Origin of the sequence: Clostridium pascui, assembly GCF_016908015.1 — a bacterium.
Classification (GTDB): domain Bacteria; phylum Bacillota; class Clostridia; order Clostridiales; family Clostridiaceae; genus Clostridium_AK; species Clostridium_AK pascui.
Genome location: NZ_JAFBDB010000003.1, coordinates 338,797 through 357,822 on the forward strand (window position 1 = coordinate 338,797; position 19,026 = coordinate 357,822).

A 19,026-nucleotide genomic window follows, 5' to 3' on the forward strand; every position below is an offset into this window, starting at 1 on the left:
AATAAAACATAAAAGACCTTCTATATGATATTCAAACTATCCCTATAGAAGATCCTTATAATAAATCTATATATAGTGTTTAAATTCATTATCTTTTTTCAGTTCACTTACTAAATATTTTATCTCTTGATCCTTATTTTTATCCATTACAAGCAGTACATCCCCAGCATCTACTATTATTAAGTCCTTTACTCCAAAGCCTATGACAAGCTTTTCTCCACCAAGTACTATACAATCTTGACTTTGATCCATGTATATATTTCCACTTACATTATTTCCACGGAAATTCTTTAAGAATCGTGCAAGTGACATGAAGTTGCCTATATCATCCCAGGCAAACTCACATTTTATAACAAATGCCTTTCTAGTTTTTTGCATTATCCCGAAGTCTACTGAAATTCCATCAATTAAACCATATTCTTCCTTTACAACTTCTTCTTCCTGTTCGGTATCTAATGCAGAATATATATTCATCATACTTTTATACATTTTAGGCAAATACTTTTCCATTTCTCTAAGATAAATATCTGCTCTCCAAATAAACATACCGCTATTCCACAAATACGTACCTTTCATTAGTAAATCTTTAGCCACCTCTAAATTAGGCTTTTCTAAAAATCTCTCTACTCTATACGAAGGTATTCCTCCAATAATTCTTTCTCCTATTTCTATATACCCATATCCTGTTTCAGGTCGAGTTGGTTTAACTCCAATTGTAACTAGCCCTCTTTTTCTTTCTACAATTTCTACAGCTTGACTCAAAGTATCTGTAAACAGTTTTTCATTTTCTATATAATGATCTGAAGGGAGTACCATCATTATCGCATCTTTGTCTTTTTTCAAAAGTTTTACTGCCGAAAGCCCAATACAAGTTGCAGTTTCTTTATTTGCAGGCTCTACAAATATATTTTCTTTTCCAATATCCGGTAAATCCTCATACACCTTATTTAAATATATCTCATTGGTTACTACATATATATTTTCTTTATTTACTAAAGGCTTTATCCTGTCTACAGTATTTCTTAAAAAGCTCTTATTATTTATTATTTTTAGAAACTGCTTAGGATTACTTTCCCTTGATAGGGGATAGAGCCTTGTTCCTTTTCCACCAGCTAAAATTAATGCATATAACACAAAAAACCTCTCCACAAATAAGTGCTTTAATTCTATAGTATGAATTAAAGCACTTATTTGTGAACAACCCCTTTTTATGTTTCTGTAAAAATTCTATAAAATCTATTACACAACTCTAAGGCTGTCGTGTTTTATATATTTTTTCGTATCTTCTAAAGAGCTTTTTATCATTGTAAAACCTTGTAGCCTCTTTAATAATGCAGGTATCATCTTATCTGGATATCTATAGAACTTACTTCCCCTTACTTTTATAACATTCCATCCACATTCCGTTAGTTTCAGCTGCATATTATAAAATTCGTGGTAGTTACTAGTATACTCGCTCTTTTCATCTTGACATAATATAGCTACCTTATTCTGTCCATTTTCTAGTACTAAGTCTATAGTATAGTTTCCTAATGCTATATTCGATAAGGGGTTAAATCCCTTACTCTTCAATATTTCATATATGTCCTTTTGTAATGTAGAATAGAATATACTATCTATGACCTTTTCTTCCCTCCTATACTTATCATAATTTTGGCAGTAATCTAAAAGCTTATATCTTACACATTCCTTATTCAAATCTTCTAAATCTATGGAATGAAACACCCACATTTGATTTCTAGCCCTACTTGTAGCTACATTAAATCGCCTTACATCCGATTCACGATTAAGTACAGTATACTTTACATTATTAGACACTACCATAGAGAGAAACATTATATCTCTTTCGTCTCCTTGAAAAGAGTAAGCATCACCACATACTATTTTTCTTTTAAGAATTTCTTCCTCACCAATTTTGTCTCTTAAGAGAGCTTGAATAAATTCTGTTTGCACATCTCCAAGTAGAGATATTACTCCTATGGACATTCCATTATATATTTTATCATTACATATTTTACATATCCTATCTACTATGGCTTCTGCCTCTATTATATTAAGAGGCCTATTTTTTTCTCTAATTCCACTTACCTTAACTGCACATACAGGCGGGTCAAATTTTTCATTTCTATGGGCAAACCTTAATGTTGTTATCTCATCATTATAACAAAGCTTATTACTAAATTGTATTATTTCTGGTACTGATCTAAAGTGTTCTCTTAATACTACTCTATCAGGAAACACTCTGAGTGCAGTATCATATAAACTTGTACTTAAATCAAACCATTCCTTATTAGGTATATTTCTCAGATACGCTCTTATATACTTTTGCACCTCACCATGTGATATTCCCACAACTTCCGGGCTTATTTGCTTATCATCTCCAACTATTATGGCCTTCTTCGCCCTCATAAGAGCACATAAGGTATAAATATTACTCTGACTACTCTCATCACAAATAATAACATCAAATTGTTTATCTGAGAGCTTTACATTTTCTAAAAGCCTATTTAAAGGCATAATCCATACAGGTATAGCTTCCTTACAGTTCTCCATTTCCTTTTGTGCAATTTGTATATAATCATTTACGAACTTGCCTGTTCCTTTTCCAATCCTTTTTACTGCCTGAAGCCATGAAAAAAGGCTTCTCTTTCCTTCTTCCGTTATACTACATATCTGTCTAAACCAAGTTTCCTTATAAACAAGCTGCCTAATTAGTATCTTTTCTTTTTGTTTTTCCTCTTGCAATCTTCCTTCTAACCATTCCTCATTTTGCTTCCATACTCCCTTAAGAAGGCCATCCCATTCTTTCCACTTCCATGCATTATTCCAGCTCTTCATATTTAATGATTCTTCTGTAGTTAATTTTATATATAACCTAGGACATACTCCCTTTATCTTATATAATATTTCATTTATCCCATTTAACTTATTTCTTATAATTCTTAACCTATTCACCTCTTTAAAACTTTCTTGAAGTTTTAAAACATCTCTTTTTTCTAGAGCTTCACATAGAATGCTGAAACCAGAATTATTCATAATTCTTATAATACTATCTAAAAAAATTTCAATCTCCTGTAACTCATATAATTCTTTGATTGACTTACAACATTCTTTTATATTTAATAAATCTTCTCTATTGTTTAAATCAATATCACTTGGAACAACAATTGCTCCAATTTTTTTTATTATATTTGGCTTTATATTATTAGTCCACTGACATAAATTTTCTATTTTATCTATATACCTTTCTGCTTTTATTAAGTCTTCTTCCTTTTCAGAAATGCCACATATATTTTTATAGCCTTTAAATGTACTATTCCAAATCGTTGTAATACCTTTAATTATTTGCACCTTTTCAAAATATAATTTTAATATTGTAGCTTGATATATATTATTTATTGGATCACCATCTACTAGACATTTATCAATAACATATTTCTGTGATTTATTTTTTAATACAAACCACTTACTAAGCTTACCCTTCTTATCTAATTCATGAAATACTATTTCAAAATCCTTTTCTAAATGGGATAACTCAACCTCCTTTGGAAGTGTTATACAATGCTCACTTAACTCCTTTCTTATAACACTTATTCTTTTTATATAGCTTTTCCACCTTAATAAAAGGTCCATCGCGGAGTCTCTTAATAAAGCGCTATTATTAAAGTCTCTTACAAAACTATCTAATTCTATCTCATCACATATATTAAGCTTGTTATATCCTTCTTCTAATAGCTTAATAAGACCTTCATAATCAAATCCTTTGTTATCAGATATATTCCATTTTTCTAATGCTTTTTTATTATAATCATGATTACTTTTTAATTCTTCATACTTAGTAAATACATTGTAAAGTTCCTCATGCCTTGGCATCTTATCTAAAATAGGTAACACCTTACTAATAATTTCTCTTTCTTTATTTGGAACTTCATTTAAAAATTCTATTACCTCTTCAAATTCACTTTCTGTAATTGGCGATTTTATATGAGAGTTTATATCATCTTCTATCCAAGAATATTCTTCTTCATTTTCTTTAAGCCATCTAGCTATTTCCATTATGCTATAATCTCTTCCATGATACGGAATAATGGTATTTTCATTTTTCCATATATATTTAAGTTTATCTATTATATTATCTTGATTTCTCTTACATTCATTTAATTTAATCCTTAGTACTCCTATCTCCTGCTGAAGTTGTATTGGATTTATGGATAAATTATCTGTAATATTCTTTACAGCACTCTCAAGGTTATCCATATCATTATTTTCATTACCTATAACATTCATACATAGTGAACTTATTTCCTCAGGAATCATATTCTTTAATACTTTAAGTGCTCTATCTGTTTCACTAGTAACTAACACACTTTTTCCATGAGCTAATAAGTGACATATAAGATTTGCTATAGTATGACTTTTCCCTGTGCCTGGAGGCCCTTGAACCACTAGTCCAAAATTACTTAATAGTCTAGTTGCTATTTCTTTTTGCTCTGTATTATATGGAAGAGGAAATAATAAGTCCTTCTCTAAATCCTTCCACTCTTCTTTTTCACCCTCTGTATGCTCTATCTTCTCATTTGTAACCAACGCCTCTATAGTTTTGGGTATTTCATATCCATTATCTATTTGCTCAAGTATGTGATTTATTTCCTCATTCCAAATTCTTAAATCATATTCTCTAATTATAATAGCACTCTTATTTAATATATTTACATTAGAAGTTACTTCTATATTTTCTTTAAATACATTTTCATTACACACTTTAAATTCTTTATCATTATCCACAGATAATACGTTTATAATGGGCTCATAATAGTTATTAATGTATTCTAACTCACTGATTTTAACACTTTTATTTCTTACTTCTTCCTGTATTTCTACAAGTTTAGAGTAATTATGTATATTGAGCCCTTCTAGAAAGTGAGTATCCATCTCCATACTACCCTTACTTTTCAAACAGAATATTGCCTTTTCTACTTTAAACTCCAGCTCTAACTGCATGGAAAACATTGTATGAACTATAGTTTCTTTTTCTTTTATCCATGTAATAAGTCCTTTACCTAAAACAATTTCTAAATTCTTCGATTTGTTTTCAATTTGCTGATGTAAATTAAAGAAATAACTATATAGCTCTTTATCCATTTTACTTATTTCTAATACACAACCTTCATCAGTACTTATCTTGCATCCAGTATGACTTAAGAGCTCCTTTTCAAAAAATACCCTTTCATACTCCCTTATATGCCTTACTCTTTTTTCTTGAGATTTTTTTAAATTTCCTAGGTAATTAAATACACTTCTTACCTTTTCTCTTGTGTTTAAACTCATAACTTTTACCCCCATAATTTATACTAGATGCTTGTCCTTGCTATAAACTATAAGTATATTACTTGTATGTTAAATTATAACACCCATGTAAATGTTTTTCAAAATTTTTATAATACAATATTTGTTCTGAATTTACATTAATATACAGGCCAAATACATAATTAAACACTTATTTTAATTATTAGGCATAAAATAATACACAAAAAATAAAACCATGTAGATTTTTCTACATGGTTTTATTTGTAATTTTATTTTTTAGTAGAGTTTCTTTCAATCATCCTATATGGTAGAACATAATGTTTTTCCTCTACAGGCTGCTTGTTTATTATTTTTATAAGCATTCTCATTCCTACAGACCCCATATCATACATTGGCTGTGCTACAGTTGTAAGTTTAGGATAAAATATTTCTGATGCATATATGTTATCAAAACCTACTACTTCTATATTATTTGGCACATCTACTCCCTTTTCTCTTAGTGCATTTATAACACCCATGGCAATTTCATCTCCAGCACAGAATACTGCATCTACCTCAGCCTTATCTAGTATACCCAATATTCCTTCATATCCGTCGTTAGGTTTCATTCCACCAAAATGCACAAGATGAGGATTTAAATTTATACCTTTTTCTCTTAATGCCCTTTTATATCCAACATATCTAAGTGCCGCCGCGTTAAAATTTTCTTCATCCGAACCAATATAGGCAATCTTATTATTCCCTTTATCTATTAAATATTTCACTGCATCATAAGCTGCCTGTTCATTATCTATTACTACACTTGGGAAACTATTATCTTTATCTATGGTCTCTACTAATACTGTAGGAATTTCTAATTTATTTATAAGCTCAATTGTATTTTTTTCAAGGGAATTACTCATATAAAGAACTCCGTCTACCATTTTTTCCCTTAGAACCTTTAGATATTCCATTTCCTTTTCTACATCCATGTCTGTATTACACAAAATTATGTTGTAGTCATATATATTAGCTACATCTTCTGCCCCTCTTACTATTTCAGGATAAAATTGATTTGATATATCTGGAATTATTATGCCAATAGTGCTAGTTTTCTGCGTTTTTAGACTTCTCGCCACTATATTAGGTCTATAACCTAATTTTTTTATTGCATCTACGACCTTTTTCTTTGTATCATCGTTTACAACGTCTACGTCATTTAAAACTCTTGAAACTGTTGCAATGGAAACTCCTGCCTCTTTTGCAACGTCTTTTATAGATGCTGCCATAATATCACCCCTAAAAATATTTTTATATAAATAGCATGTAGATAAGACATATTATCTACATGCTATGTTTAAATTACTTTATTACTTGTGCTTGAAGTTTGAAGTCTTCTCCATTTATCTTAGTATCTACATATTCTACATTTTCATTATACTTTATTTCCATAGATAAAGTTTCTTTTTTAATATTATCTTCAAACTTTTTAACTACATTTTCAAGCTTTTCATTGCCATCTACATAGAGAATTATCTTATCAGCTACTTCAAAATTGTTTTCTTTTCTCATATTTTGAACTTTGCTTAATATTTCTCTTAGATGTCCTTCTTCTCTTAATTCTTCTGTTAAAGTTGTGTCAAGTACAACACCCATAGTACCTTCGCCTGCGAAAGCAAATCCTTCTAATCCCTGCATTGTAACAAGTAAATTATCTTGATTTAACTCTATTTCTATATCGTTAGCTTTTATTACTATGCTTTCTCCAGCTTGAATCTTTTGCGCTAGCTCCATTTGATTCATAGCTCCAAGTTCTTTTCTGATTACAGGAATATATCTCCCATAAGCCTTACCAAGTACAGGTAAGTTTGGCTTAATATCAAAGTTAACATAACTTGAAAGGTCTGCTCCAAATATTACTTCTTTTATATTAAGTTCATCTCTTATAATATCTCCATAGTATTCTTGAAGCGATTTAGAACTTACAAGCATCTTTGAAAGCGGCTGTCTATTCTTTATATTAGCCCCATTTCTAGCACTTCTTCCAAGTTTAACCATTTTATAAGCCTCTTCCATTTCTCCTTCAAGCTCTTTATCTATCAATTCTTCAGCATATTTTGGCCATGGACATAAATGTACACTTTCTTTAGCTGTCTTATCTAATTCTAGTACTAAGTTTTGATATATTTCTTCAGTGATAAATGGTACAAATGGAGCTGCTACTAGCGTTAGCGTAGTAAGTACCTTGTATAAAGTTACATAAGCTCCTATCTTATCATTTGTTAGGGTTTCACTCCAGAATCTTGATCTATTTCTTCTTACATACCAATTAGATAATTCATCTACAAACTCTTCAATAGCAAGAGCTGCCTGAGTTATTCCATAACCATCCATGTTGTTTTCTACAGTTTTTATTAGTGTGTTTAATTTAGAAATTATCCATTTATCCATTACATTTTCACTTACAAAGTCCTTATATTGTAATGGATTAAACTGATCTATCTCTGCATATAACACATAAAATGAATATACATTCCATAAAGTACTTAAGAACTTTCTTTGTGTTTCTTCTACGTCCTCCACAGAAAATCTAGTTGGAAGCCATGGAGCACTTGCAGTATAAAAATGCCATCTACAAGCATCTGCTCCAACCTTATCTAATATTTCAAATGGGTCTACTACATTTCCTTTATGCTTTGACATTTTAAGTCCATGTTTGTCAAGTACATGACCAAGAACTATACAATTTTCAAATGGATTTGTATCAAATAAGGATGTAGATATAGCCATTAAAGTATAAAACCATCCTCTTGTCTGGTCTACAGCTTCTGAAATAAACTGCGCTGGGAAATTACTTTCAAATATTTCTTTGTTTTCAAAAGGATAATGATGCTGTGCAAAAGGCATAGAACCTGAATCAAACCAACAATCTATAACCTCTCCTGTTCTCTTCATCTCCTTTTCACAATGAGGACATCTTAATTTAACTTCATCTATGTATGGTTTATGAAGTTCTATATTTTCCGGTACATTTATTCCCTTTTCTTTAAGTTCTGCTACACTTCCTATACATTCTCTATGTCCACATTCACATTCCCAAATTGGTAGAGGAGTTCCCCAGTATCTATCTCTTGAAATACCCCAATCTATTACATTCTCTAAGAACTTTCCAAATCTTCCTGTTCTCACGTTATCAGGATACCAATTTACTCTGTTATTATTTTCTAAAAGCCTATCTCTTAGTGATGTCATTCTAACAAACCAGCTATCCTTTGGATAGTATAAAAGAGTTGTGTCACATCTCCAGCAATGTGGATATGAGTGAGTGAACTTCTCTGATTTATAAAGTAATCCTCTTTCTTTTAGTTCTTCAAGAATTTTAGGATCGGCTTTTTTCACAAACATACCCTTCCAAGGCTCGACAGCTTCTACAAATTTACCTTCTCCATCAACAAGGTTTATAAGAGGTAGATTATATTTTTTCCCTGTTTGATTATCATCTTCACCATAAGCTGGTGCAGTATGTACAACCCCTGTACCATCTGATAATGTTACGTAATCCGCATGAACTACATAAAATGCCTTTTCCTTTGGAGTTACAAACTTAAAAAGCTGCTCGTATTCTGTTCCAAGTAATTCTTCACCTTTAAATTCTCTTACTACTTCATATTCTCCTTCTATAACTTTAGAAACAAGTTCCTTAGCAAGTATTAGATGCTCATTATTATTTAATACTTCTACATAATCATAAGCCTTGTTTATAGTTAATGCTACGTTACTTGGTAAAGTCCATGGAGTAGTTGTCCAAGCTAATATGTATTTATTTTCTTCTCCCTTTACTTTAAACTTTGCTATAGCTGTGGCTTCTTTTACATCTTTATATCCTTGTGCAACTTCATGAGATGAAAGGGATGTTCCACATCTTGGGCAATAAGGTATAACCTTATGTCCTTTGTAAAGAAGTTCTTTTTCCCACATTTGCTTTAATGCCCACCATACAGATTCTATATAATTATTATGATATGTTACATAAGGATCATCCATATCAACCCAGAAGGCTAATTTTTCTGACATATCTTTCCACATAGTTGAATATGTAAATACAGATTCTTTACATTGTTCTATAAACTTTTCTACACCATAATTTTCTATGTCTTGTTTCCCAGAAATACCAAGTTTTTTTTCTATTTCAAGTTCCACAGGAAGTCCATGAGTATCCCATCCTGCTTTTCTTAAAACTCTATATCCCTTCATTACCTTGTATCTTGGAATTAAATCCTTTATTACTCTTGTTAATACATGACCTACATGTGGCTTTCCATTAGCAGTTGGCGGTCCATCATAAAAAGTAAAGTATTCCCCTTCTTTATTTAGATCAAAGTTTTTATTAACTATTTTTTCATTTTCCCAAAAACTTAATACGTCACGTTCCACTTGTACAAAGCCTTTGGAGTTATCAATTTTCTTATACATTAAGCAATCCCTCCTGTTATTATTGTTGACCTTCATTTTGTATAATAAACAATTTATATACTAAAAAACAAAAAACTTCGCCCAAATAGGACGAAGTTAAACTCGCTATACCACCTATGGATATAAATTTCAAGCACTTTCATGCTCTATCTCTTAACGCGAGATCACGGATAAGCTTACTATAATTTCAGCATTCAACTCCAAGGTGATTTTCTTTAAACTATAAACTATGGATTTTCACCAATCTCCACTCTCTGTAAGCTATAGACTTTAAATACTTTTCCTTTTCACTGCTTTTAACTAATAATATTAATCTAAGTGAAATTTTATTATATTATAGTATATTAAATTTTTATTGTCAATTGATTTTACTACATTCCTAGTGCTTTAAATATTCCATTTGCCAAAGCTTGAGCAGACTTATCCTGAAATTCTTCACTTCTTAAATTTTTTTCTCCTGTAGGATTACTTATAAATTCAAGTTCTGCAAGTATTGCAGGAGCATCTGTATACTTAATAACATAAAATCCTGCAGTTTTAACCTTTCTATCTATAGTCCCAAGTTTGCTTATAAGTTCCTGCTGAACATATGTAGCTAACCTTTGACTTGCAGTACTTCCTCCATCCCACCAGTAGGTTTCTGTTCCACTAGCAGCAGGTGTAGCTGAATTACAATGGATAGACACATAATAATTTGCATTAGCCTGATTTGATATTAATACCCTTTTTTGTAAATCCTGAGAAACATTGGACGGCCATGATACAACATCACTGCTTCGTGTATATACAACTCTTATTCCTTTAGCTTCTAGCAGCTTCCCAAGTTTTAACCCCACAGATAAAGCAACATCTTTTTCCTTAAGTCCTGTAGGTCCTATAGCTCCAGGGTCATATCCTCCATGTCCCGGGTCTACAACCACAGTATATTTACCACTTTTGGTTACTAAAATAGTCCATATAACCTTTCCTGAATATCCATCTACAGTTCCTATATGGGTATATGTACCAGCCGTGCTCGTATTCACTGAAGGCTTGTCCCACCTCACGGCAACTTGTTCTTTAGTTCCATCATTTCTTGTTGCAGTAACGGTAGTTGGCAGTGTAATTGTACCTCCCTCAGTTACTGACTTTATAACATCCTTTTCTGCAATATCTGTAATAGTTGATTGGGAACCTTTAACTTGCATTATAGCATTTGCTATTCCTTCTGCATATTTATATTGAGTAGATAGATCAGAAAGCTTATCTTCCTCATCTGGATTGCTTAAAAATCCCAAAAACACCTTAGCAGTAGGTATATTGGGTAGTGCTGTGAACTCTGGCATTGATCCAGTCTTAATCCCCCTATTAGTAGCACCTGTTTTTGAGATCATGTTGCTTTGTAATAAGCTTGCTAGCGTCTGAGATTTGCTATTTCCAGACATATAGAACGTTTCAAGCCCAGAAGCATCCATACTTCCTGCTAAATTGGCATGTATACTTACTACATAGCTGGCACCAGAAGTACTAAGCTGTGAAAAACGTGAATTCATATCATCCGCTGCCCAACTTATATCATCATTTATTCTAGTATAAGTTACATCGATGCCTTTTTGTTCTAAAATGTCTCCAGCCTTTAATGCTACACTTAAGGCTAAATCTTTTTCTTTCAATCCGTTAAGTCCAGTTATTCCATCATCTTGTCCACCGTGACCTGCATCTAATACTACCTTGAAGTTATTACTTACTGGTGGATTCAATGGTGAAGACTTTACAGTAAAATTCATTTTTACATCTTGTTTTAACGTATCTCCTGAAGTTTTTTTCACATTTTTGCTTATTGTCAAAGTATAGTTTTTCCCAACTTCATATTTTACTCCTGATTTTAAAGCCACTGTTACAGACCTATTATCAGAATTTAAAACAGCACTTATTCCAATATTCTGTCCAGAATCATCTACCATCATAAAGTTACTTTCATTCACTGAACTTGCGTTTATAGGATAATTAAATTTTATATTCCAGCTCTTACTTAAATCTGAAATACTATACGTAGTCTTCCATTGTATGTAGTCTTCTGCTGCATATACAACAGCGTTACTTAAAAACAAAAAACTCATCATAAATGATATTATCAAAAACATCATTTTGTTTCTTCTCAACTCGCCACCCCCAAAATTTATACTAACATTCATATGTAGCAAGTTTATTATCTTAAGCTACAATTATATTATAATTAGGATTACTTCAGTTTTCCACATAAAATTTAAAATATATTAAAAATTCATCTAAATCTATAATTAGGTAGTTATATTTATATCTTTATTTACCTTTAAGCTACCAACTTTATAAAAAGCATAACTTACTAGTGGTATGAAATACAAGTAACTTGCATAGAGTTCTGAACTCACGCTTACATTAAGAGTAGTAAGCGGAACTAGTAATGCTATATTCCAAGGTACAAAAGCTGAAATAACTATAGCTGTGTTTTCTAAATCTATAGCTAAATCATACTTGCTTATAGATTTCTTTTCATAAGCATCTTTTACTAGCATATGAGTTAATATAACAGCTAAAGTTTGACTGCATCCAAAAGCTGCAGTTATTGTACTTGTAGCAACAGTTGCTAAAAATAATTGATGCCTATTTTGGGCCTTATTAATTAAGCTCTCTACAGACTTTAACATTTCGGTTCCCTCAAAAATTCCCGTGAAGGATGAAGATATGAATACAGCTATAGATGCTTTTACCATAGATATTACGCCTCCACCTTTCATTATAGCTTTAAGAGGGCTGTCATTTTCCATAACATATCCTAAAAGTACATATTTAAGAGAACTAATAAAACCGTTATGTTGTACTAACACACTTATAAATATTGCTACAATTATACTTATAAGCATGGATACCTTGACATTAACCCTACAAAGTGAGAGTATCAAAATAATACCTGCTGGTAAAAGTACTATAATTCCAACATTAAAAACCTTTACAATTTCGTCAGCTATAGTGGATCCCATGGTATTTAAAGGATATTTATAAGAATAAAGTGTATAAAATATTGACGCTAATGCAAATGGAACTATGGCTGTTCTGAACATGTTTTTTATATTAGTATAAAGCTCAGTTTCCGTTAGAGTAGCAACTAAGCTAGCACTCGAGGACATAGGTGAACATCTATCACCAAAATATATTCCGGAAATAATTGCACCTGCTGTAATTACTTCATTTACCCCTCCTCCTCTTGCAACTACAATTAGAGCTAGACCTGCAGTGCTAACTGTTCCAAGAGATGTACCTATAAGAAAGGATACAAATGAACTTATTAAAAATGCAAATAATATGAAAAGTTCTGGTTTTAAAAACTTCATCCCATAAAAAACAAGTGATGGTACAGTACCACTCGCCATCCAAATTCCTGTTATCCCACCTATAATTAAAAATATCTTGACTACTACGAGGGATTTTTTTCCACCCTTATACGCCATTTTTAATACATCTTTTACAGGAAACCCTTTTCTTACTGCAGTGTATATAAACAGCATAAGACTTATTATAAGAGGATATCCTATATATACCCCTTTAAGCACACTACCTATAAGAATTACAAAACAAATTATAAAAGTTACTATAATGCCACCCATCTTTTCTCCTTTATATTTATTTTATTGTTACTTTTTGTGTTTTTTTAATTCTACCAAATACTTGTTATGTACATCCTTAAGGGCTACAATAAGAGCCTTTTGTGAGGTTCCAAAAAATCGTTCTTGTATTTCACAAATAATTTTTTGAATGTCATCTACTATGTTGTGTTCAACTATAATAGATTTTATAAACTCTACAGTAATAGGACTTATAGCATTACATGCTATATCCACTATCTGCGATGTGTCCTTATTTATTATTACCCCCAGGAAAAAAATGTTATATTGTATTGTGATTGGGTCACTGCTATTAGAATGTGCAATTCCCGTGATGTATATTGTGTTCTTTTCATATTTCATGCTACTTCCCCCCTCTTATTATTACGCAAAGTCCTCTATTAAAATTATACAATAATTTATTACGAAATTGTTAAAAAATTAAATTTTTTACACAAAAATTCAGACTGTTATTTTAAATAACAGTCTGAATTTAAAATTAAACTAAAGCTAGTTCTTTTTCATATTTAATTATTTCTTCAGGCATTTTCATATTTAACATATTCATTATTACATTATATGGGTCTGATGCTCCTGTGGTATATACTTTAAAGCTTCCATTCCCTTCATGTTTCAAAAGAGAATTTTCCCTTAAGTAATTTATAACGGCTACCGCTTGCTCATAGGCAGGATTTATAAAATTTATTTCCGGATAGCATTCTTCAAATATATCCTTTATTATAGGATAATGAGTGCAACCAAGTATTACATGCTTAATATCTCCACCAGCTTTTAACACATCTTCCATATGAATTTTTATAGCTCTTTTAGCCTCTTCCCTATCTATCTTTCCACTATCAACCATAGCAGCAAGCTCTGGTGACCCTTTTCCATATACCTTTATATCTCCTAGCATTCTATCGTAATATCCACTTTTTACAGTAAAATTCGTAGCTATTAATCCTACCTTGTCCACATTTAAACTATTTTTAATATAATCTACCACTGGGTCTATAACCTTTATTATTTTCACATCGTAATCTGCTGCTATCTTATCTATGATAGTTGATATTGTATTGCATGCTACGGCTATTACCTTAGCTCCTTCATTAATTAAAAATTCTATAGCTCCTCTAGTAAGGTGTATTATTTCTTCTTCTGTTTTATTTCCATAAGGTACGTTTTTATTATCTCCAAAGTATATTAAGTTTTCCGTTGATATTAGTTTTTGAAGTTCCTTTACTGTAGTAAGTCCACCTACTCCTGAATCCATTACTCCAATAGGGTTATTTTTTGCTAACATATAACCATCCTCCTCAAAAAATATAAGCCGGTTCTCTTAATATTTAAGAAAACCGGCTTCATCATACTTATGTATACAAATTTTTTAATATTCGTCTGCATACCGATATAATGAACAGTAATTATTTAATTCGTTTTATGAGAATATTATAACAATAGGAAAACAGCTTGTCAATTAAAAGTTTATTTATTATTTTCAGAAAAATATCTCTCATATACACGCTTTTAAAAATTTCTTAAATATATAAAATAAAGAATTATAAATAGAGTTATAATATAACTACTATAATTTTAAAAGAGGTGCTATACATGAAAATTACTTGGCTAGGTCATTCTTCATTTTTAATTGAAGATTCTAAAGGTAGGAAAATTCTTACCGACCCATTTGATGAAAGCGTAGGATATAAAACTTTCAATGGAGATGTAAATATTGTAACAATAAGCCATCATCATTTTGATCATGATTATACGAAAAATCTAGATTCATCAAAAGCTCATATACTAGACAAAGTTGGAGCATTTAACCTATGTGATATTCCTATTTTAGGTTTTCCATCTTTTCACGATGAAACAAAGGGTAGTAAGCGTGGAGAAAACACTATATATGTAATTACTGTAGATGGTTATAAAATATGTCATTTAGGAGATTTAGGGCACCCTCTAAGTAAAGATGATATTATTTCCCTGGGAAATATTGATATTCTTCTGATACCTGTAGGAGGAAATTACACTATTGACGCCAAGGCAGCTTATGAACTTACAAAATTCTTAAAAAGTCATATAATTATACCCATGCATTACAAAACTCCTGCACTTTCCTTTCCACTAGATGGCGTAGAAAACTTTTTAACATTTATAAAAAATGTGAAAAAATCAAATGACAACTTTATAAATATAACTGGAGACATTTCTGACATGACCAATGAAGTCTTCATATTAAATTACAAATAAAAAGCCTGTAAATACTTACAGGCTCTTTTTTAATTATGTTCTACATGCTCTAAGGAAGCATTTAATATATGGTCTATATGTTCATCATCAAGAGAATAATAAACAACCTTGCCTTCTTTTCTAAACTTAACAAGCCTTGCAGCTTTTAATGTTCTAAGTTGATGAGATATAGAGGACTGGCTCATATCTAAGAGCTCTGCTATATCACAAACGCATAATTCTTTTTTTAAAAGAGCATATATGATTTTTATTCTAGTATAATCCCCTAAAACTTTAAATAACTCCGCAAGCCCTAAAAATGTATTATTATCAAGCATATCCTTTTTTACACATTGCACACAATCGCTATGTATTTCACAACATCCACAAACTTCTATATCTCTTGTGTCTTTCATTTTTTCACCCCTACACATGAAATTCGTTCATATTGTATTATATATGTTTTATATTAATACTTCAAGGAATGAATAATATAACTTCTCTTTTTTCAAGTGATTTTTTAACATCTATTATTCGCTGATTTGAAGAACCTTTATATTTTAATTTGTTATTCCTTTTACTTTCTTCAAATCTTCCATCTACTAAAACGTCTATTTGATATAGTAATTCTTGCCACTGTTTATTGTCAGACATACTATTTATAATTTCCTCAAAGGTAAATCCAGTATAACACCATATATTTAATTCAAACCTTTTTATATCTCTAGCTAGTTGTGATAATGTTCCTGCTTGTTCGAAAGGTTCCCCACCAGAAAAAGTAACTCCTTTAATAACTGGAATATTACTTCTAATTCTTTGAAGAACTTCATCTATTAGAACTTTATCTCCATAAGCAAAATCTTGCATAATTTCATTATGGCATCCACTACACTTATGACTACATCCTGAAACAAACACCACTGACCTTAAGCCTTCTCCATTGGCAAGTGAATTATCCAAAAATCCCGCTACTTGCAAATAGTTCATTATAAATTACCCTTATTGTAAAATGAAATATGATTAGTATGAGATAACCTGTCATTTCTTTCAGCTACTTTTCCTGCTCCAAATCTTTCATCTAAACTTAAATATCCTGTAACTCTAGAAATGCCTTGAATATTTTCACTACCACATTTAGGGCAATTATCTTCTTCATTATTTAGATAAGTTCCGCATTCTTTACAATATTTAATATGAAAGTTTATCCCTAAATAATTTATATTAGTATAATTATAGGCATAATTTAGAATATCCATTATTACATCTTCTGTTGGATAATCATCTAGTTCTATATAAGTTATATGTCCACCATTGCATATTGCATGATAAGGTGCTTCTATATCTATTTTATCCTTTATAGATATTGGAAATCCAACTGGTATATGATAACTGTTTGTATAATACTTTTTATCTGTAACTCCCTTTATTTCTCCAAATATCTTTTTATCTTGTAATATGAACTTTCCACTTAAGCCTTCTGCTGGAGTTGCATAAGCGCTCCAATTCAATTTTGTTTCTTCTGTAGCTTTATCTGTGAAGTTTCTTATATATGATATTATCTTTATTCCTAGCTCCCTTGCATGCTCACTTTCACCATGGTGATGTGAAGTTAAGGCAATTAATGTTTCTGCAAGTCCTATAAACCCTATTCCCCAAGTGCCTTGCTTTAATATTGGTTCTATAGAATCATCTGGAAGTAATCCTTCTGAGCCTTTCATAAGTCCCTGTCCCGCTACAAAGGGAAGATCCTTAACCTTTAATCTCTTAAGTATCCCATATCTATGGATTAATGATTCTTTAGCTAATTCTAATCTACCTTGTAAAAGTTCAAAGAACTTATCTAAGTCACCCTTTGCAAGTATCCCCACTCTAGGTAAATTTATAGTTGTTGGTGCAATGTTCCCTCTTCCCTTTACCTCTGCTTCTCCATTTATATTTGACTGAACTCGAGTTCTGCATCCCATAGTTGCTGGAATATATCCTTGATTATAGTATTCAAGATTAAAGTCTGCATCTATATTCATAAAAGTTGGATTCATTCTTTTACTTGCTACTTTACATGCTAGTTTAAATAGATAATAGTACGGATCTTCCTTCTTTTTATTTACTCCATCCTTTACCCTAAATATTATATTTGGAAATACTGGTTGTTCTCCATTACCTAATCCCTTTTCATACTCTAAAAGGAATATTTCACATACTAATGCTGCATCATCATTTTCTGGTATTCCTATATTAATTGAACTAAATGGAACCTGGGATCCCGCACGGGAATGCATAGTGTTCAGGTTATACACTATACCCTGCATAGCCTGCTCTATGGTTTTCCTAAGCTTCTTATGTACTATAGAATCAATCTTATCTTCATCTATACCATATTCCTTTAATTCTCTCGTTATCTCCTGTCTAGTATAATCTACAAATACTCCCATATCATTATCAAAATTAGGATGAGATTGGCCACCGAACATATCATTTTGTGTAGATTGTAATAATATACATGAAAGTTCTGCTGCTGACTCTATTCTTCTAGGAGGTCTTATAGTTCCATATCCTGTATTAAACCCTCTCTCTAAAACTTCTCTAGTAGGTATATGTAAACAATTTGTTGTCAAATTGTAACTATCAAGGTCATGATAATACACATCTCCATTCTCATGTGCTTTAGCTAAATGTTTAGGCATACTTGCAAGATTATGCCACTTATTTGATTCACTAGCTATTCTTAAAAGCTTGGACGAGAAATTATTTCCTACATTGGCATTATCTCTATCGGTTTCTACTCCGATTTTTTCTATGGCCTTCATTAAGTCTGACTTTATTTCACGTATATTTGTTCTTTCTCTTCTATAATTTGAATATACAAAACCTATTTCTTTATATTCACTTCCAACTAAAACCTTTTCTACTGTGTTTTGTATTTCTTCTACAGTAACTTCTTGAACTTCTCTTTGCTCCAAACTAGAAATTATCTTTTGAGTTAAATCTATAAACTCACTTTCTCTTATTTTATATCCAGTTTCCTCTGCCGCTCTCTTTATGGCATTTGTAATTTTCATCGAATTAAAAGAGACCTTTCTTCCGTCTCTTTTTACAACATGTAGCATACACATAATCCTCCCCTACTATATATTGCGTAAACACTAACCCATTATACTATGCAAAATGTTTTTATACCAGCTTATAAAATCAGTTTATAAAAAGCTATCTCCATGTTTAACCCCTTCTTCTTATATTTTTTACTGTTATTCTAATAATAAGTTTCTTATTTTTTAAAAGAGAGTTATTTGCAGTAAAATCACTTAAAAGTGAATAATTAACATTAAATACGCCTAAATATAAGGTTTATAAGTTTGATTATAAAATCCATAAAATGTAAAATTATTCTAAAATAAATTTATTTTATGATGGGGGC

General features: G+C 31.0%; 12 protein-coding genes and 1 other annotated feature. Of the genes, 1 reads left to right on the forward strand and 11 read right to left on the reverse strand.

All coding sequences use genetic code 11. The annotated features are described in order from the left end of the window. Positions 1–66 precede the first annotated feature (66 nt). The 8 genes from JOC70_RS10355 to murI all read right to left on the reverse strand — a co-directional run bounded on the left by JOC70_RS10355 (position 67) and on the right by murI (position 14,682). A complete protein-coding gene (locus JOC70_RS10355; RefSeq protein ID WP_204598812.1) occupies positions 67–1,134 on the reverse strand; it encodes a sugar phosphate nucleotidyltransferase in 1,068 nt (355 codons plus the stop codon). 105 nt (positions 1,135–1,239) lie between these two features. Next, positions 1,240–5,328 (reverse strand): AAA domain-containing protein, encoded by a 4,089-nt coding sequence (locus tag JOC70_RS10360; RefSeq protein ID WP_204598813.1) that lies wholly within the window; start codon positions 5,326–5,328, stop codon positions 1,240–1,242. A 248-nt stretch (positions 5,329–5,576) separates the two neighbouring features. Beyond that, complete coding sequence (locus tag JOC70_RS10365; RefSeq protein ID WP_204598814.1) at positions 5,577–6,575, reverse strand: LacI family DNA-binding transcriptional regulator; 999 nt, start codon at positions 6,573–6,575, stop codon at positions 5,577–5,579. 73 nt (positions 6,576–6,648) lie between these two features. Next, the gene (ileS, locus tag JOC70_RS10370) at positions 6,649–9,759 is read right to left on the reverse strand and encodes an isoleucine--tRNA ligase (protein WP_204598815.1); all 3,111 of its coding nucleotides are present in this window, start codon (positions 9,757–9,759) and stop codon (positions 6,649–6,651) included. 83 nt (positions 9,760–9,842) lie between these two features. Continuing rightward, positions 9,843–10,059, reverse strand: a binding site (T-box leader). Between the two features lie 71 nt (positions 10,060–10,130). Next, entirely contained in the window at positions 10,131–11,900 is a 1,770-nt protein-coding gene (locus tag JOC70_RS10375) for an N-acetylmuramoyl-L-alanine amidase (protein WP_204598816.1), read from the reverse strand. A 138-nt stretch (positions 11,901–12,038) separates the two neighbouring features. Next, complete coding sequence (locus JOC70_RS10380) at positions 12,039–13,382, reverse strand: Na+/H+ antiporter NhaC family protein (RefSeq protein WP_204598817.1); 1,344 nt, start codon at positions 13,380–13,382, stop codon at positions 12,039–12,041. 27 nt (positions 13,383–13,409) lie between these two features. Further along, positions 13,410–13,742, reverse strand: a complete 333-nt coding sequence (locus tag JOC70_RS10385) for a DUF3870 domain-containing protein (RefSeq protein WP_204598818.1) — start codon at positions 13,740–13,742, stop codon at positions 13,410–13,412. Positions 13,743–13,878: 136 nt separating this feature from the next. Continuing rightward, positions 13,879–14,682, reverse strand: a complete 804-nt coding sequence (gene murI / locus JOC70_RS10390; protein ID WP_204598819.1) for a glutamate racemase — start codon at positions 14,680–14,682, stop codon at positions 13,879–13,881. Between the two features lie 308 nt (positions 14,683–14,990). On the opposite strand from murI, the gene JOC70_RS10395 reads away from it, so the two are divergent. After that, positions 14,991–15,632: an MBL fold metallo-hydrolase gene (locus JOC70_RS10395; protein WP_204598820.1), complete on the forward strand. Its 642-nt coding sequence runs from the start codon at positions 14,991–14,993 to the stop codon at positions 15,630–15,632. Between the two features lie 29 nt (positions 15,633–15,661). On the opposite strand, the gene JOC70_RS10400 is transcribed toward JOC70_RS10395, so the two are convergent. The 3 genes from JOC70_RS10400 to nrdD form a co-directional block, all read right to left on the reverse strand. Next, entirely contained in the window at positions 15,662–16,027 is a 366-nt protein-coding gene (locus tag JOC70_RS10400) for an ArsR/SmtB family transcription factor (RefSeq protein ID WP_204598821.1), read from the reverse strand. A 61-nt stretch (positions 16,028–16,088) separates the two neighbouring features. After that, on the reverse strand, positions 16,089–16,598 hold the full coding sequence (nrdG, locus tag JOC70_RS10405) for an anaerobic ribonucleoside-triphosphate reductase activating protein (RefSeq protein WP_204598822.1): 510 nt from the start codon (positions 16,596–16,598) through the stop codon (positions 16,089–16,091). Beyond that, entirely contained in the window at positions 16,598–18,718 is a 2,121-nt protein-coding gene (nrdD, locus tag JOC70_RS10410) for an anaerobic ribonucleoside-triphosphate reductase (RefSeq protein ID WP_204598823.1), read from the reverse strand. The genes nrdG and nrdD overlap by 1 nt, the downstream gene beginning before the upstream one ends. Positions 18,719–19,026 lie beyond the last annotated feature (308 nt).

What these genes read in the sequence shown, in the direction of transcription:
- JOC70_RS10360 (WP_204598813.1), bottom strand. Translation starts at nt 5,328, where the DNA reads ATGAGTTTAAACACAAGAGAAAAGGTAAGAAGTGTATTTAATTACCTA.
- JOC70_RS10365 (WP_204598814.1), bottom strand. Translation starts at nt 6,575, where the DNA reads ATGGCAGCATCTATAAAAGACGTTGCAAAAGAGGCAGGAGTTTCCATT.
- ileS (WP_204598815.1), bottom strand. Translation starts at nt 9,759, where the DNA reads ATGTATAAGAAAATTGATAACTCCAAAGGCTTTGTACAAGTGGAACGT.
- JOC70_RS10380 (WP_204598817.1), bottom strand. Translation starts at nt 13,382, where the DNA reads ATGGGTGGCATTATAGTAACTTTTATAATTTGTTTTGTAATTCTTATA.
- JOC70_RS10385 (WP_204598818.1), bottom strand. Translation starts at nt 13,742, where the DNA reads ATGAAATATGAAAAGAACACAATATACATCACGGGAATTGCACATTCT.
- murI (WP_204598819.1), bottom strand. Translation starts at nt 14,682, where the DNA reads ATGTTAGCAAAAAATAACCCTATTGGAGTAATGGATTCAGGAGTAGGT.
- JOC70_RS10395 (WP_204598820.1), top strand. Translation starts at nt 14,991, where the DNA reads ATGAAAATTACTTGGCTAGGTCATTCTTCATTTTTAATTGAAGATTCT.
- JOC70_RS10400 (WP_204598821.1), bottom strand. Translation starts at nt 16,027, where the DNA reads ATGAAAGACACAAGAGATATAGAAGTTTGTGGATGTTGTGAAATACAT.
- nrdG (WP_204598822.1), bottom strand. Translation starts at nt 16,598, where the DNA reads ATGAACTATTTGCAAGTAGCGGGATTTTTGGATAATTCACTTGCCAAT.
- nrdD (WP_204598823.1), bottom strand. Translation starts at nt 18,718, where the DNA reads ATGCTACATGTTGTAAAAAGAGACGGAAGAAAGGTCTCTTTTAATTCG.